Raw genomic sequence first — 15127 nt, forward strand, 5'->3', positions numbered from 1 at the left:
CGAGCGCGAAATGATCACGGATGACCAATCGGGATGCCATGGGTAGGTCAAAAAGGCCAAGAAAAGGCAAAGAGCTGTTCAAGTGTCCCGGGCCGACGACCGCCCCGTTGGTGCTTGAATGCCGACGTGACTGACTACGACGTGCTGCGCGTCTTCTGTGCGCCGAACGGTGGGTACGGCAATGAACTCGGTGTCGTCCGGGAGGGGTCCCAGGTCCCCGGGGCGGACGAGCGGCAGGCGTTGGCGGCGAAGCTGGGGTTCAGCGAGACGGTGTTCGTCGACGACCCCGAGCGGGGCGTCGTCGACATCTGGACGCCCGGCACGCGGCTGCCCTTCGCCGGGCATCCGTGCGTGGGCGTGGGATGGCTGCTCGACGTGCCCGAGCTGGTGACCGGGGCGGGGCCGGTCGGGGTCCGGCTGGACGGGGAGTTCAGCTGGATCGAGGCGCGGGCGGAGTGGGTGCCGCCGCGCACCCTGCGGCGGTATCCGAGCGCCCGTGAGGTGGAGGCGCTGGCGGTGCCCCCGGCCGGGGAGTGGGTGTACGCCTGGGCCTGGGAGGACGAGGCCGCGGGGCGGGTGCGGGCGCGGGCCTTCCCGGGCCGCGGCGACGGGGTGGAGGAGGACGAGGCGACCGGTGCGGCGGCGCTGCTGCTGACCGAGCGGCTCGGGCGGGCGCTCAACATCACGCAGGGGCTGGGCTCCCAGATCCTGACCGCGCCGCAGCCGCACGGCTGGGTCGAGGTCGGGGGGCGGGTCCGGCTGGAGCGCTGAGCGGCCGTACGGGTGGAACCGCGTGTGCGGGCCGTGGCGAACGGGGACCTCTGGGCATGTCCGACCCGTACCACGAGAGGTGTTCCATGCGTATGCGTTCTGTTCTGGCCACCGCCGTCCTCGCCGCCGCGCTGACCGCCACGGGCGCGGCGACCGCCACCGCCGGTGACGGCGACGGCGACGGTCAGCGTTACCCGTTCAACGGCGGGCACGCGTGCAGCCCGTACCACGGCGAGATCGAGATGGAGACCGCCGAGGTGGAGTGGGGCGGCGCCCGCTGCGACGGCCGCTTCTGAGCGGGACGACGGTCCCCCTCGCGCACGGTGGAGTGCGCGAGGGGGACTGCGCTTGTGGGCGGCCTCCCGGTCGGTCTTCCGGTCGCCCGTCCGTTCCGTCTACGGGAGGGTGAGGATCTCCGCGCCGATGTCCGTCACCACCAGGGTGTGCTCGAACTGGGCCGTCCGCTTGCGGTCCTTGGTGACCACCGTCCAGCCGTCGTCCCACATGTCGTACTCGTGGGTGCCCAGGGTCAGCATCGGCTCGATCGTGAACGTCATGCCGGGCTGGATCACCGTCGTCGCGTGCGGGCTGTCGTAGTGCGGGATGATCAGGCCGGAGTGGAACGACGCGTTGATGCCGTGTCCGGTGAAGTCCCGCACCACGCCGTAGCCGAACCGCTTGGCGTACGACTCGATGACCCGGCCGATGACGTTGATCTGGCGGCCCGGCCTGACCGCCTTGATGGCGCGGTTCAGCGACTCGCGGGTGCGCTCGACGAGCAGGCGGCTCTCCTCGTCCACCTCGCCGACCAGGTAGGTGGCGTTGTTGTCGCCGTGCACACCGCCGATGTACGCGGTCACGTCCAGGTTGACGATGTCGCCGTCGCGCAGCACCGTGGAGTCCGGGATGCCGTGGCAGATGACCTCGTTGACGCTGGTGCACAGGGACTTGGGGAAGCCGCGGTAGCCGAGGGTGGAGGGGTAGGCGCCGTGGTCGCACATGTACGCGTGCGCCACCTTGTCCAGTTCGTCCGTGGTGACGCCGGGGGCGATCAGCTTGGCCGCCTCCGCCATCGCCCGCGCCGCGATCCGCCCCGCGGTCCGCATCGCCTCGATGGTCTCCGGGGTCTGCACCTCCGGGCCGGTGTAGGGGGTGGGCGCGGGCTTGCCCACGTACTCGGGACGGCGGATGTTTCCGGGTACGGAACGGGTGGGAGACAGCTCCCCTGGTACGAGCAGCGACTGGCCAGACATGCCAGCGAGTCTAACCAGCGGGCATACGACACCATGTCCCTGGCGAAAGGAGCCGGTCATGGCCCTGTTCAAGAAGCGCACGGTCGGAAAGCCGGGCGAGTGGTACTACTGCCTGGAACACCAGAAGGTCGAGGAGGGTCCGGAGTGCCCGGCCAAGGACCGGTTCGGTCCCTACCCGAGCCGCAAGGAGGCCGAACACGCCATGCAGACGGCCCGCGAACGCAACCTGGAGTGGGAGAACGACCCCCGCTGGCACGACGCCACCCGCCGCGACGAGGACTGACGGCCCCGGGGGCGGCCCTACACCGCCGTGGCCGCGCGCGGTGCGCGGAGGCGTACCGCGTGCTCGGTGCGGACGTCGCGTCAGGTCGGGCAGCAGGGCACGCGGGCCCGAGGGGGCCGCGGGGGCCGCGGGGGTCGAGGGGCCGCGGGAGGGGCGTCGGTCACGAAGATCCATGCTCTCCGTCGCAGGACTCGCCGCGGGTAACGGCTTTTCCGGTGGCCCGTGTCACCACCGCGGCGGTGGCGGTGCCGTGAGCTGGTCCGCGAGCCGGGTGAGGCGGTCGCGGAGGCGGCGGCGCCCTGTCGGGGAGGGCAGCGGGTTCTCGCCCGCCGCCGCGCTCACCAGGTGCTGCACGGTGTCCAGGTCCAGCTCCGCGTCCTCGCGCACCGGCAGCGCCTCGTGCGCCATCGCCGCGAGGCCCTCGTCGCCGGAGCCCAGGGCGAGGACCGTCGCCCCCGACCTGCGGGCGTCGTGCACCCGCTCCAGCAGCGCCCCGCCGGGCTCCCGGTCCGCCACCACCAGCAGCGTCTCGCCCCGCTTCGCCGCCTCGATCCTGCCGAGCCCCACCGCCAGGTGCGCGGGGTCCGTGGGACGCGCGCCGTGCCGCACCAGCGTCGGCGCCAGCTCCGGCGTCCCCGACCAGGCCGCCTCGTCCACCAGGTGGGCCGCCAGGTGCCAGGGCTCGTACTCCGGGGTGCCGACCAGCAGCAGCCCGCCGCCGTGCGACACCACCGACCCGCGCAGCGCCCCCGCGAATCTCCGGGTGGCCCCCAGCCACTCGGTCCCGGCCAGCACTTCCCGCAACAGCGCGACACGTACGGCATCCATGCGAACGCATCCTGCCGTAACGGGACACTCTTGACCCCGAGTTCACCCCGAATTCGCCCAGAACGGGCAGTCCTGCCGGACCGTCGTCAATTCCAGGAGCCGAGGAGCCGCGCATGTCGGAGACCCCCGTCGCCACCGTCCCGTTCACCGCCGGGCGGGAGGGGTACGCCAGCTACCGCATCCCCGCCGTGGTCGCCACCGGGCCGGGCACCCTGCTCGCCTTCTGCGAGGGGCGGATGGAGTCCGCGCGGGACTGGGGCCGCGTCGACGTCGTCATGAAGCGGTCCACGGACGGGGGCCGCACCTGGGGGCCGCTCCAGGTGGTCGCCGCCAACGGGACGGACCTCGCCGGGAACCCCGCGCCGGTCGTCCTCGACGACGGACGGGTCCTCCTCGTCCACGTCCGCTCCGCCGCCGACGCCTCCGAGGACCTGATCCGGCACGGCAAGGTCGCCGAGGCCGACGGGCGCCGGGTGTGGGTGCGGCACAGCGACGACGCGGGGCTGACCTGGTCCCCGTCCCGGGAGATCACCGGGCAGGTCAAGCAGCCCGGCTGGCGCTGGTACGCCACCACCCCCGGGCACGGCATCCAGCTCAGCACCGGCCGGGTCGTCGTCCCCGGCAACCACACCCTCCCCCCGGAGGGCTCCGACACCGGCGCCGAGCCGCACTACAACGGCGGCCACTGCCTGCTCAGCGACGACCGCGGGGAGAGCTGGTACCTCGGCTACCTGGACCAGGACACCGACGGCTACATCAACGCCAACGAGACCACCGCCGCCGAACTGCCCGACGGGCGCGTCTACTTCAACACCCGCAACGACTCACGCTCGCCCGGCAACCGCGCCGACGCCCACTCGGCCGACGGCGGACGCACCCTCGTACGGCCCTTCCGCCCGCAGGCGGGGCTCACCGGACCGGTCTGCCAGGGCAGCGTGCTGCACCTGGGCGACCCCGACGTGCTGCTCTACTCCGGCCCCGCCGACCCCGGCCACCGGGCGCTGATGACCGTGCGCGCCTCCACCGACGGCGGCACCACCTGGCGGACCGCCCACACCGTCGACGGGCTGCCCGCGGCCTACTCCGACCTGGTCCGCGTCGACCCGGACACCGTCGGACTGCTGTACGAGACCGGCGACTTCGGACAGTACGAGCGCATCGCCTTCCACGCCCTCCCCGTGACGCGGTTCACCTGAGCCCTCCGTGCGGCCCGGCCGTAGAGTCGGCCCATGACCTCTACCGACAGTGCCGCACAGAAGCCCGCGAAGGCCCCCGCCAAGGATCCCTGGGACCTGCCCGACGTCTCCGGTCTGGTCGTCGGGGTGCTCGGCGGGACCGGGCCGCAGGGCAAGGGCCTGGCCTACCGGCTCGCCAGGGCCGGACAGAAGGTGATCATCGGTTCGCGGGCCGAGGAGCGCGCCAGGGCCGCCGCCGAGGAGCTGGGCCACGGCGTCGAGGGCGCCGACAACGCCGAGTGCGCGCGGCGCGCCGACATCGTGATCGTCGCCGTGCCGTGGGAGGGCCACGGCACGACCCTGGAGTCCCTGCGCGCGGAGCTGGCCGGCAAGCTGGTCGTGGACTGCGTCAACCCGCTCGGCTTCGACAAGAAGGGCGCCTACGCCCTGAAGCCGGAGGAGGGCAGCGCCGCCGAGCAGGCCGCCGCCCTGCTGCCGGACTCCCGGGTCACGGCCGCCTTCCACCACCTGTCCGCCGTGCTGCTCCAGGACCCGGAGATCGACGAGATCGACACCGACGTGATGGTGCTGGGCGAGGAGCGCGCCGACGTCGAGACGGTGCAGGCGCTCGCCGGGCGCATCCCCGGGATGCGGGGCGTCTTCGCCGGGCGGCTGCGCAACGCCCACCAGGTGGAGTCGCTGGTCGCCAACCTGATCTCCGTGAACCGCCGCTACAAGGCCCACGCCGGACTCCGCGTCACGGACGTGTGACCCCATGGGGGACACTGGTGGGCAGCGGCGGACCGCGACCCGGCCGCCGTCCCACCGTGTCCCCGACAGGAGCCCGCCGCCATGCCTCGTCTCGCTGTGTACGCCCTCGTCGTGTGCGTCCTCGCCACCGCCGCGGCCGTGCTGTCCTTCGTGCGGGGCAGCTGGCTGGGGGTGGTGTGGGTGCTGCTCGCGGGACTGTCGTCCAACATGTGGTGGTACTACCTGAAGCGCGGCCAGGCCGAGCGGCGCGCGTCCGTCACGGAGTGACCGAGCAGAAGTCGTCGCCGCCCTGCCAGAAGCGGTACAGCTCGAAACCGCAGTAGGTGTCGACGTCGTCGACGCCCATGCCGCGCAGGACCGCGTCGACCAGGTCGAAGAACGCGCCGTTCAGCGCCGGGAGCCAGAGCAGCGCGAACACGAACAGCAGCCCGAACGGGGCGAACGGCTCCACCTGCCGCCGGACGTCGTACGACAGCCAGGGCTCGACGACGCCGTAGCCGTCCAGGCCCGGCACCGGCAGGAAGTTCAGGATCGCCGCGGTCACCTGGAGCAGGGCGAGGAAGGCGAGCGCGAAGCGGAAGTCGCGGGGCATGCCGTCCAGGGCGTCCAGCCAGAACGGCGCCGTGCACACGAGGGCGAACAGCACGTTCGTCAGCGGGCCCGCCGCCGAGATCAGACTGTGCTTCCAGCGGCCCTGGATCCGGCCCCGCTCGATGAACACCGCGCCGCCCGGCAGACCGATCCCGCCCATGATCACGAACACCACCGGCAGCACGACGCTCAGCAGCGCGTGCGTGTACTTCAGCGGGTTCAGCGTGAGGTAGCCCTTCGCGCCGATCGAGATGTCCCCGCTGTGCAGGGCGGTGCGCGCGTGCGCGTACTCGTGCAGGCAGAGCGAGACGACCCAGGCCGCCGTCACGAACAGGAACACGGCGACCCCGGGCTCCGCGGCGAACCCGGTCCAGGTCGCCCAGCCGGTCACCGCGGCGACGACGAGGATCCCGAGGAAGACGGGGCTGATACGCCGGTCGCCGGGGCGGGCGGTGGCGGTGGTCATGGGGCTCCTGACAGGGGGGACCGGGGTGTCGGGTCGACCGTACAGGTGACCGGGGGAGAACGTCCCGCGGGTTCTGGGGGAGAACGTCCCGGGGGGCGGTGCGGGTTCCGTGGGGCCGGGTCGGCCCCTCCGCCGCGGGACGCCCGGGCGCCGGGCCGGTCGTGCCCGCGTGCACCCGGGCCTGGTGGTCCGCGGCTGACATGGCGAGCGGCGGTGCGCGTCCTGCCCGTGTGAACCCGGGCGCGGCACCAGGGCCCGGCCAGGGACAATGGACCCCGTGCGCTACCGCATCCTCGGCACCACCCAGGCGTTCCGTCCCGACGGCACCCCCGTCCCGGTCGGCGGGGCGCGCCTGCGCGCCCTGCTGACCGTGCTGGCCCTGCGGGCGGGCCGGGCCGTGCCCGTGGGCCTGCTGGTCGACGAGGTGTGGGACGGCGACGCGCCCGGCGACGCGCCCGCCGCCGTGCAGGCGCTGGTCGGACGGCTGCGGCGGGCCCTGGGCGCCGACGCGGTCGCCTCCGCCGACAGCGGCTACCGGCTCACCGCCCAGGCCGACGACGTCGACCTGCACCGGTTCGAGCGGCTCGCCGAGGAGGGGTTGCGGGCGCTGGCCGACGGGGACGCGGCGCGGGCCGCCGCCCTCCTCGACGACGCCAAGGGGCTGTGGCAGGGCCCCGCCCTCGCCGACCTGCCCGACCGCGCCGCCGAGGCCGCCCGCTGCGAGGCCCGGCTCCTTCAGGTGCGGCGCGCCCGCCTCGCCGCCGCCCTCGCCCTCGGCCAGGCCGACCTGGCGCTGCCCGAACTGACCGCGCTGTGCGACGGGCACCCGCTGGACGAACCCCTCCAGGCGCTGCGGCTGCGCGCCCTGCGCGGGACCGGGCGTACGGCGGAGGCCCTGGCCGCCTACGAGGAGGTACGGCGCCTCCTCGCCGACCGGCTCGGCTCCGACCCCGGGCCCGAGCTGCGCGCCCTGCACGCGGAACTGCTGCGGCCCGACGCGGCCCCGCCGGTCCCCGACGGCCCCCGCCCGCGCGGCAACCTGCGCGCCCGGCTCACCTCCTTCGTCGGCCGGGAGGGCGACATCGAGGCGATCCGCGCCGACCTCGCCACCGCCCGCCTCGTCACCCTGCTCGGGCCCGGCGGCGCCGGGAAGACCCGGCTGTCGCAGGAGGCCGCCGAGTCGGTACGGGACGCCGTACCCGGCGGGGTGTGGCTGGCCGAGCTGGCCCCCGTCGACGACCCGGCCGCCGTACCCGAGGCCGTCCTGACCGCCGTGGGAGCGCGCGAGACCGTGCTGTACGGCGCCGGGGCCGAGGGGATGCGGGCCGTGGGAGGCGACCGGCACGACGACCCCGTGGACCGCCTCGTCGAGCACTGCGGCCGACAGCGGATCCTGCTCGTCCTCGACAACTGCGAGCACGTCGTCGACGCCGCCGCCCACCTCGTCGCGGAACTCCTCGCCCGCTGCCCGGCCGTGACGGTGCTGGCCACCAGCCGCGAACCCCTCGGCGTCAGCGGGGAGGTGCTGCGCCCGGTGGACCCGCTGCCGGAGCCGTACGCGCTGCGGCTGCTCGCCGACCGCGGCGCCGCCGCCCGCCCCGGCTTCCGCGCCGAGGACGACCCGGAGGCGTGCGCGGAGATCTGCCGCCGCCTCGACGGGCTGCCCCTCGCCATCGAACTCGCCGCCGCCCGGCTGCGGATGCTCACCCCCCGCCAGATCGCCGACCGGCTCGACGACCGCTTCCGCCTGCTCACCTCCGGCAGCCGCACCGTCCTGCCCCGCCAGCAGACCCTGCGCGCCGTCGTCGACTGGTCCTGGGACCTCCTCGACGCGCCCGAGCGGGACGTCCTGCGCCGCCTGTCGGTCTTCGCGGGCGGCTGCGACCTGACCGCCGCCGAGGCCGTCTGCGGGCCCGCCGCGCTCGACGTGCTCGGCTCCCTCGTCGACAAGTCGCTCGTCGTCGCCGCCCCCTCCGACGACGACGGGATGCGCTACCGGCTCCTGGAGACCGTCGCCGAGTACGCGGCCGAACGCCTCGACGAGGCCGGGGACCGCGACGCCGCCGAGCGCGCCCACCTCACCTACTACCGCGAACTCGCCCGCACCACCGACCCGTCGCTGCGCGGCTCGGGCCAGCTCGCCGCCATCGCCCGCCTGGAGCGCGAGTACGAGAACCTGCGCACCGCCCTGCGGCACGCCGTCGCCCGCCGCGACGAGCAGGAGGGGCTGTGCCTGGTGCTGTCGCTGTGCTGGTTCTGGCAGATGCGTGACCTGCGCACGGAGGCCCGCAACTGGTGCGCCGAGGTCATGGAGCTGGGCCCCGACCCGTTCGCCGCACCGCTCCGGCGGGCCGAACCGGTCCACGAGCGCTGCACCGACCGGCCCCCGCCGTGGACCGGCGAGCTGCTGGCCGAGGCCCGGCGCGGCGCCCACCTCGCCCACATGGCCTGCATGGACACCGAGCTGGAGGTCTGGGAGAGCGAGGACCGGCAGCGCAAGCTGCGCGCCATCACCGAGGTCTACGAGCCCGGCCTGCCGCAGGTCTGCCGCGTCCCCGGTATGACGTGGATGTACGCGGTGATGCTGACCGGCCAGGTGCACCTGCTGCCCGACGTCTGCGACGCCGCCGTGGCGACCTGCCGCGCCACCCCCGGCTTCGACTGGGAGCTGGCCGCCTGCCTCCAGATGCGCGCCAACATGATCGCCCACCGGCCCGAGTGGGCCGGCGACGCCGCCCGCGACGCCGACGAGGCGCTCACCGTCTACCGGCGCCTCGGCGACGTCTGGGGCGCCGCGGAGGCGCTGTCCGCCCGGGGCGAGACCGCCGAGCACGAGGGCCGGTTCGCCGACGCCGCCGCCGACTTCGAGGCGGCCATGGAACTCGCCGAGCGGCTCGGCGCCCGTGCCCAGCTCGCCGTCCTCAACGCCCGGCTCGGCAGCACCCTGCTGGAGGCCGGGCAGGGGGAGCGCGGGGAGCGGCTGCTGCGCGAGGTCATCGCGCAGGACCTGGGCCCGCACGAGTCCACCGCGTTCGCCCGGGTGTTCCTCGCCGGGTGGCTGAGCGTGACCGGGCGGGCGGCGGAGGCCCGTACCGAACTGCGCGGGCTGCGGGAGGACTTCGCCCTCAGCGCCTTCGTCGTCTTCGACGCCTTCATCCTCTGCCTGGAAGCCTGGCTGGACGTCCTCGACGAGCGGTACGACGACGCCCGGACCAAGGCGCGGCGCGGCGTGCTGCTGGCCCAGGAACCGCTGCCCCGCGCGATGGCCCCGCAGCTGGCCTCGGCGTACCTGGTCACCACCGCCCTCACGCTCACCGGAACCGGCGAGCCCACCGCCGCCGCCCGCTGTCTGGGCGCCGCCGCATCGCTGCTGCCGCCGGGCCACCGGCTCTCCCTGCTGGAGCGCTCGGTCCTGCAACGGGCCGTGGACCTCACCCGCGTCGTCCTGCCCGAGGAGGAGTACACCAAGGCGTACGAGGAGGGCGGCGCCCTCTCCCCGGAGGAGGCCACCGCCCTCGTCTGACCCGGCGCGGGTCAGCTCTTCGTACGGAACTTGTGGACCGCCACCGGCGCCATCACCGCCGTGATCCCCACCGACCAGGCCAGCGTCAGCCACACGTCGCCGGCGACCGGCCCGCCCACCATCAGCCCGCGCGCGCTGTCCGCGAGCGCGGAGAGCGGGTTGACGTCGGTGAAGTTCCGCAGCCAGCCCGGCATCGAGTCGGTCGGCGCGAAGATCGACGAGCCGAACTGGAGCGGCATCAGCACCAGGAAGCCCATCGCCTGCACCGACTGGGCGTTCTTCATCATCACGCCCAGGGTGATGAACACCCACATCAGCGCCGAGCCGAACACGACCGACAGTCCGACGGCGGCCAGCAGCCCGCCCCAGTCGGTGATGTCGAACCCGACCAGGACGCCCACGACGAGCAGCACGGTCGTCGCGAACAGCATCCGCAGCAGCTCGACCGCGATCTTCGCGAACAGCACCGAGCCACGGCCGATCGGCAGCGACCGGAAGCGGTCCATCACGCCGGTGTTGAAGTCCTGGTTGAAGCCGGTGCCCACGCCCTGGGCCATGCTCATGCCCATCATGGCCATCAGCCCCGGCACGACGTACTGCACGTACGCCTCCTGCCCGCCGCCGAGCGACTGCCCGATGGAACCGCCGAAGACGTACACGAACAGCAGCGTGAACACGACCGGGAAGAGGATCGCGTCGAACATCGACTCCGGGTCCTGCCGGATCCACAGCAGGTTGCGGCGGACCAGCGCTCCGGTGTGCCGCAGGTGCCCGCGCAGCGAGATCCGGCTGTCGGCGACCGGGGCACCGGTGGTCAGGGTGGTGGCGCTCACGCGGCGACCTCCTCGCGGATCCCGGGGGCGGACGCGGTGCCCCGCGGGGCGCTCGCGCGGTGGCCGGTGAGGGACAGGAACACCTCGTCCAGGCTGGGCAGTTCGGTGCTGACGGAGGCGAGGGTGACCCCGCGCGCGGTGACCGCGCCGACCACCGCGGTCAGCTGCTCGTCGCTGAGCACGGGCACCAGCAGGGTGCCGCTGTCGGCCTCCACGGTGATGGTGGCGAGCCCGGTGATCCCCAGCTCGTCCAGCCAGGACGCCAGCGGGCGCGCCTGGAGCGGGTCGGCCGGGCGGACGCGCAGGGTGCGCCCGCCGACCTTCGCCTTCAGCTCCTCGATCCGGCCGCCCGCGATCACCCTGCCGCGGTCGACGACGGTCAGCTCGGAGGCGAGCTGCTCGGCCTCCTCCATGTACTGCGTGGTCAGCAGCACGGTGACGCCGTCCCCGACCATCCGCCGGACCTCGTCCCAGACCTCGTTGCGGGTCCGCGGGTCGAGCCCGGTGGTCGGCTCGTCCAGGAACAGCACGACCGGCCGCCCGATCATCGACGCGGCCAGGTCGAGCCGCCGCCGCATCCCGCCGGAGTACGTCTGCACGGGCCGCCGGGCGGCCTCGGTCAGCGAGAACCGCTCCAGCAGCTCGTCACCCCGCGCGCGGGCCTCCTTCCGCGGCAGGTCAAGGAGGCGCCCGATCAGATAGAGGTTCTCCCACCCCGACAGCTTCTCGTCCACCGACGCGTACTGCCCCGTCAGCCCTATCACCCGGCGCAACTGCCGGGGCTGCCGTACGGCGTCGTACCCCGCGACGTGCGCCTGGCCCGCGTCGGGCTTGAGCAGCGTGGAGAGGATCCGCACGAGGGTGGTCTTCCCGGCGCCGTTCGGCCCGAGCACCCCCATCACGGTCCCCTCCCGGACCTCCAGGTCGACGCCGTCCAGCGCCCTGGTCTCCCCGAAGTGCTTGACCAGCCCACGCACGGCGACCGCCGCGCCCCTGGCCTTCATGTCGATTCCCGTCATGCGAGAGACGGTCCCAGCCCGCGCCGACAGACCACCGACAGCCGACCGACAGTCCACCGACAGCCCTCGCGGGCGGCCGCGGGCACCCCCGCCGAAGGGGGTGGCCCCGCCGACGGGGGAAGATCGGCGGGGCCACCCTGGTGGTGCGGACAGTGGCTCAGTGGACGGAGTGCTCCTCGGAGGGGAACGTCCCGCCGACGACGTCCTCGGCGAACGCCTTCGCGGCGTCCCCGATCACGCCGCGCAGATCGGCGTACTGCTTGACGAACTTCGGCACCCGCCCGCCGGTGAGCCCCATCATGTCCGTCCACACCAGCACCTGCGCGTCGGTGGCCGCCCCGGCCCCGATCCCCACGGTGGGGATGTGCAGCGTCCGGGTGACCTCCGCGGCCAGCTCCGCGGGCACCAGCTCCAGCACCACCGCGAACGCCCCCGCGTCCTGCACGGCCTTGGCGTCCCGCAGCAGTTGCTGGGCCGCCTCCTCGCCCCGCCCCTGCACGCGGTACCCCATCGCGTTCACGGACTGCGGCGTCAGCCCGATGTGGGCCATCACCGGGATGCCGGACTCGACGAGCAGCCGGATCTGGTCGTACGACCGCTCGCCGCCCTCCAGCTTCACGGCCTGCACGCCCGCGTCCTTCACCAGCCGGGTCGCCGAGCGCAGCGCCTGCACCGGCCCCTCCTGGTACGAACCGAACGGCAGGTCGCCGACGATCAGGGCGCGCTTGGTCCCCCGGACCACGGCCGCGGAGAGCATGGTCATCTCGTCGAGCGTGACGGGCACGGTGGTCTCGTACCCGAGGTGGACGTTGCCCGCCGAGTCGCCGACGAGCATGACCGGTATCCCGGCCTCGTCGAAGACGGACGCGGTCATCGAGTCGTACGCGGTGAGCATGGGCCACTTCTCGCCCCGCTCCTTGGCGAGGGCGATGTCGCGGACGGTGATGCGGCGTGTGCCCTTGCCCCCGTACAGCGCCTTGCTGCCGTCGGAGGCTCCCGCCTTCGCGGGCTGGGCAGCCGAAAGCTGCGTCATTGCACCGGCTCCTTACGTCATCTCGAGGCACCCTGACGGCGTCCCCGGATCCCTTCCATGGTGGCACCTCGTGCCGGACGCGGCTAGGGGACCCCCGTCACGTCGACATCCGGTCACGGTGGCCGGTTAAGAAGGCGGTAAAAACTTACGATACGAGACCGGGTCGTATCGTAATTCCCCCTAGCCTCGACGGCATGACAACTCCCTCTGGCGTGCCCGAGGCGGTGCACCGGCGCCGCTGGGCGATCCTCGGTGTGCTGATGCTGAGCCTGCTGATCGTCGTCCTCGACAACTCGATCCTGAACGTCGCCATCAAGACGATCTCCACCCCCGCCCCCACCGGCCTGGGCGCCACCCAGAGCGAGCTGGAGTGGGCGATCAACGCCTACACCCTCGTCTTCGCGGGCCTGCTGTTCAGCGCCGGCCTCCTCGGGGACCGGCTGGGCCGCAAACGGGTGCTGCTCGGCGGGCTCGTCGTCTTCGGTATCGGCTCGGCCCTCGCCGCCTCCGCCTCCTCGCCGAACGAGCTGATCGGCTTCCGCGCCCTGATGGGCCTCGGCGCGGCCTTCGTGATGCCCGCCACCCTCGCCGTCCTGATGAACGTCTTCGAACGCGACGAGCAGCCCAAGGCCATCGGCATCTGGGCGGGCGGCGTCGGCCTCGCCATCGCCATCGGCCCGATCACCGGCGGCGCGCTCCTCGACCACTTCTGGTGGGGCTCGGTCTTCCTCGTCAACGTGCCGATCGTGCTGCTCGCGCTGGCGCTGATGGTGTGGCTGGTGCCCGACTCCCGCGACCCGGACCCCGGCCGCGTCGACCCCGTCGGCGTCGGACTCTCCGTCGTCGGCCTGGTCCTGCTCGTCTACGGCATCATCCGCGGCGGTGAGCTGGCCGACTTCACGGACGTCACCGTGCTGGGCACCATCGCCGCCGGACTCGCGGTCCTCGCCGGGTTCGTCGTCTTCGAGAAGCGCAGCGACCACCCGTCCATCGACGTCACCTACTTCAAGGACAAGGTCTTCTCCGCCGCGGTCGCCGCCATCTCGCTGGTCTTCTTCGCGCTGATGGGCGTGACGTTCTTCGCCGTCTTCTACACCCAGAGCGTGCGCGGCTACTCGCCGCTGGAGACCGGTGCGCTGATGCTGCCGCTGGCCCTCGCGCAGCTGGTCTTCGCGCCGCGCGCCCGGCTCGTCGTCGAGCGCTTCGGCAACAGGGCGACGACGACCGGCGGCATGGTGCTGATCGCCGCGATGCTCGGCGCGTTCGCCACCCTGGAGGCCGACACGCCGATCTGGATCCTGGAGGTCGTGTTCTTCCTGATGGGCACCGGCATGGCGCACATCATGACCCCGGTCAGCGTCGTCATCATGCAGACCCTGCCGCGCGAGAAGGCCGGTTCCGCCTCCGCGCTCAGCAACACCTTCCGCCAGGTCGGCGGCGCCCTCGGCATCGCCGTACTCGGCTCGGTCCTGTCGGCGGCCTACCGCACCGGCATCGAGGACGAGCTCGCCGCCGTACCCGCCGGGGCCCGGCACGCCGCGGGCGAGTCCATCGAGGCCACCCTCGCCGTCGCCGACCGCCTCGGCCCCGCCGGCGCCCCCCTCGTCGACTCGGCCAACGGCGCCTTCCTGCACGCCATGCACGTCACCGCGGTGTGCGGCGCGGGCGTCGCGGTGCTCGGCGCGCTCGTCGTGGCGGCGTTCCTGCCGGGCAGGCGACCGGCCCCGGCCACCGAACGCCCCACGGGCGGCGAGGAGACGGCGGAACGGGTGTCGCAGGGCGGCGGAAGGCCGTAGACGTCTCCCCCCGGACCCGGACCGTCGTGGACCGCGCACCGGAACCCGGGGAGAATCGCGCCGACCGCCCCACACGACGCATCACGTGGTCGTCGCACCACGCGCCACGCACGACGAAGGGACGCACCGCCGTGAGCCTCGGCGCCCCCCACCCCCCGCACGACGGCCCCACCCGGGGCCGCCCCCGCAGCGAGGCCGTCGAACGCGCCATCATCGAGGGCACGATGAAGCTCCTGGAGGACGGCGTCCCGCTCGGCGAACTCTCCATCGAACGCATCGCGCGCACCGCGGGCGTCGGCAAGGCCGCCATCTACCGCCGCTGGCGCGGCAAGGAGGAACTCTTCGTCGACGTCCTGCGGACCGCCGAACCCCCCGTACCCGAACTCCCCGGCACCTCCCTGCGGGACGACCTCGTCGTCCTGCTGGAGACACTGCGCCGCCGCGGCCTCGCCGACCGCACCTCGGCGCTCCTGCACAACGTGCGCGCCCAGATGAAGAGCAGCCCCAGGATCTGGGCCGCCTACGACAGCACGGTCATCGCCCCCCGCCGCCGCGCCGGGATCGAGGTGCTGCGCCGCGCCCAGCGCGACGGCGAACTGCGCGCCGACACCGACGCGGAACTGCTCTACGACATCATCGTGGGCCCCATGCTGGTGCGTGCCGTACTGCACCGCGCCGCCGACCTCCCCGAGGGCCTCGCGGAGCAGATCGTGGACACCCTCCTCGAAGGCCTACGCCCCGTCAGCCCGCCCACCGCCCCGCACTGATGTGCGCGTTCCGTCACA

15 protein-coding genes are annotated in these 15127 nt (G+C 73.5%); 9 read left to right on the forward strand and 6 right to left on the reverse strand.

What is annotated here, in order from left to right; all coding sequences use genetic code 11:
- Window positions 1-126 precede the first annotated feature (126 nt).
- Together ABZ659_RS12820 and ABZ659_RS12825 are read left to right on the forward strand one after the other, a co-directional pair.
- Entirely contained in the window at window positions 127-771 is a 645-nt protein-coding gene (locus tag ABZ659_RS12820; protein WP_360217349.1) for a PhzF family phenazine biosynthesis protein, read from the forward strand.
- Between the two features lie 92 nt (window positions 772-863).
- A complete protein-coding gene (locus ABZ659_RS12825; protein ID WP_360217352.1) occupies window positions 864-1067 on the forward strand; it encodes a hypothetical protein in 204 nt (67 codons plus the stop codon).
- A gap of 99 nt (window positions 1068-1166) precedes the next feature.
- On the opposite strand, the gene map is transcribed toward ABZ659_RS12825, so the two are convergent.
- The gene (map, locus tag ABZ659_RS12830; RefSeq protein ID WP_360217355.1) at window positions 1167-2024 is read right to left on the reverse strand and encodes a type I methionyl aminopeptidase; all 858 of its coding nucleotides are present in this window, start codon (window positions 2022-2024) and stop codon (window positions 1167-1169) included.
- Between the two features lie 58 nt (window positions 2025-2082).
- Between map and ABZ659_RS12835 the strand changes: the two genes are divergently transcribed.
- Window positions 2083-2307: a hypothetical protein gene (locus ABZ659_RS12835; protein ID WP_360217358.1), complete on the forward strand. Its 225-nt coding sequence runs from the start codon at window positions 2083-2085 to the stop codon at window positions 2305-2307.
- Window positions 2308-2532: 225 nt separating this feature from the next.
- Here the strand turns inward: ABZ659_RS12835 and ABZ659_RS12840 are convergent, their stop codons facing one another.
- The gene (locus ABZ659_RS12840; protein WP_360217361.1) at window positions 2533-3135 is read right to left on the reverse strand and encodes a hypothetical protein; all 603 of its coding nucleotides are present in this window, start codon (window positions 3133-3135) and stop codon (window positions 2533-2535) included.
- A 113-nt stretch (window positions 3136-3248) separates the two neighbouring features.
- Here ABZ659_RS12840 and ABZ659_RS12845 point away from each other — a divergent pair, with 113 nt between their 5' ends.
- From ABZ659_RS12845 to ABZ659_RS12855, 3 genes are all read left to right on the forward strand, one after another.
- Entirely contained in the window at window positions 3249-4331 is a 1083-nt protein-coding gene (locus ABZ659_RS12845; protein ID WP_360217364.1) for a sialidase family protein, read from the forward strand.
- Window positions 4332-4364: 33 nt separating this feature from the next.
- Window positions 4365-5081 (forward strand): NADPH-dependent F420 reductase, encoded by a 717-nt coding sequence (gene npdG, locus ABZ659_RS12850; protein WP_360217367.1) that lies wholly within the window; start codon window positions 4365-4367, stop codon window positions 5079-5081.
- 81 nt (window positions 5082-5162) lie between these two features.
- Window positions 5163-5348 (forward strand): hypothetical protein, encoded by a 186-nt coding sequence (locus ABZ659_RS12855; protein ID WP_360217370.1) that lies wholly within the window; start codon window positions 5163-5165, stop codon window positions 5346-5348.
- Here the strand turns inward: ABZ659_RS12855 and ABZ659_RS12860 are convergent.
- Window positions 5338-6138: a site-2 protease family protein gene (locus ABZ659_RS12860; RefSeq protein ID WP_360217373.1), complete on the reverse strand. Its 801-nt coding sequence runs from the start codon at window positions 6136-6138 to the stop codon at window positions 5338-5340. The genes ABZ659_RS12855 and ABZ659_RS12860 overlap by 11 nt on opposite strands.
- 268 nt (window positions 6139-6406) lie before the next feature.
- Between ABZ659_RS12860 and ABZ659_RS12865 the strand changes: the two genes are divergently transcribed.
- Complete coding sequence (locus tag ABZ659_RS12865; protein WP_360217376.1) at window positions 6407-9661, forward strand: BTAD domain-containing putative transcriptional regulator; 3255 nt, start codon at window positions 6407-6409, stop codon at window positions 9659-9661.
- Window positions 9662-9672: 11 nt separating this feature from the next.
- On the opposite strand, the gene ABZ659_RS12870 is transcribed toward ABZ659_RS12865, so the two are convergent.
- The 3 genes from ABZ659_RS12870 to panB all read right to left on the reverse strand — a co-directional run bounded on the left by ABZ659_RS12870 (window position 9673) and on the right by panB (window position 12546).
- Entirely contained in the window at window positions 9673-10494 is an 822-nt protein-coding gene (locus ABZ659_RS12870; RefSeq protein ID WP_360217380.1) for an ABC transporter permease, read from the reverse strand.
- Complete coding sequence (locus ABZ659_RS12875) at window positions 10491-11513, reverse strand: ATP-binding cassette domain-containing protein (RefSeq protein ID WP_360217383.1); 1023 nt, start codon at window positions 11511-11513, stop codon at window positions 10491-10493. The genes ABZ659_RS12870 and ABZ659_RS12875 overlap by 4 nt, the downstream gene beginning before the upstream one ends.
- Before the next feature lie 157 nt (window positions 11514-11670).
- Entirely contained in the window at window positions 11671-12546 is an 876-nt protein-coding gene (panB, locus tag ABZ659_RS12880) for a 3-methyl-2-oxobutanoate hydroxymethyltransferase (RefSeq protein WP_360217386.1), read from the reverse strand.
- Window positions 12547-12740: 194 nt separating this feature from the next.
- Here panB and ABZ659_RS12885 point away from each other — a divergent pair, with 194 nt between their 5' ends.
- Window positions 12741-14342 (forward strand): MFS transporter, encoded by a 1602-nt coding sequence (locus ABZ659_RS12885; protein WP_360217389.1) that lies wholly within the window; start codon window positions 12741-12743, stop codon window positions 14340-14342.
- A gap of 131 nt (window positions 14343-14473) precedes the next feature.
- Window positions 14474-15109 carry a TetR/AcrR family transcriptional regulator gene (locus ABZ659_RS12890; RefSeq protein ID WP_360217392.1) on the forward strand — a complete coding sequence of 212 codons (636 nt, stop codon included), beginning with the start codon at window positions 14474-14476 and terminating at the stop codon, window positions 15107-15109.
- Window positions 15110-15127 lie beyond the last annotated feature (18 nt).

This window comes from Streptomyces sp. NPDC006997 (genome assembly GCF_040635175.1).
Taxonomy (GTDB): Bacteria; Actinomycetota; Actinomycetes; order Streptomycetales; family Streptomycetaceae; genus Streptomyces.

Coding starts and splice junctions, on each gene's coding strand:
- ABZ659_RS12825 (WP_360217352.1), top strand. CDS start 864: ATGCGTTCTGTTCTGGCCACCGCCGTCCTCGCCGCCGCGCTGACCGCC.
- map (WP_360217355.1), bottom strand. CDS start 2,024: ATGTCTGGCCAGTCGCTGCTCGTACCAGGGGAGCTGTCTCCCACCCGT.
- ABZ659_RS12835 (WP_360217358.1), top strand. CDS start 2,083: ATGGCCCTGTTCAAGAAGCGCACGGTCGGAAAGCCGGGCGAGTGGTAC.
- ABZ659_RS12840 (WP_360217361.1), bottom strand. CDS start 3,135: ATGGATGCCGTACGTGTCGCGCTGTTGCGGGAAGTGCTGGCCGGGACC.
- ABZ659_RS12845 (WP_360217364.1), top strand. CDS start 3,249: ATGTCGGAGACCCCCGTCGCCACCGTCCCGTTCACCGCCGGGCGGGAG.
- npdG (WP_360217367.1), top strand. CDS start 4,365: ATGACCTCTACCGACAGTGCCGCACAGAAGCCCGCGAAGGCCCCCGCC.
- ABZ659_RS12855 (WP_360217370.1), top strand. CDS start 5,163: ATGCCTCGTCTCGCTGTGTACGCCCTCGTCGTGTGCGTCCTCGCCACC.
- ABZ659_RS12860 (WP_360217373.1), bottom strand. CDS start 6,138: ATGACCACCGCCACCGCCCGCCCCGGCGACCGGCGTATCAGCCCCGTC.
- ABZ659_RS12865 (WP_360217376.1), top strand. CDS start 6,407: ATGGACCCCGTGCGCTACCGCATCCTCGGCACCACCCAGGCGTTCCGT.
- ABZ659_RS12875 (WP_360217383.1), bottom strand. CDS start 11,513: ATGACGGGAATCGACATGAAGGCCAGGGGCGCGGCGGTCGCCGTGCGT.
- panB (WP_360217386.1), bottom strand. CDS start 12,546: ATGACGCAGCTTTCGGCTGCCCAGCCCGCGAAGGCGGGAGCCTCCGAC.
- ABZ659_RS12885 (WP_360217389.1), top strand. CDS start 12,741: ATGACAACTCCCTCTGGCGTGCCCGAGGCGGTGCACCGGCGCCGCTGG.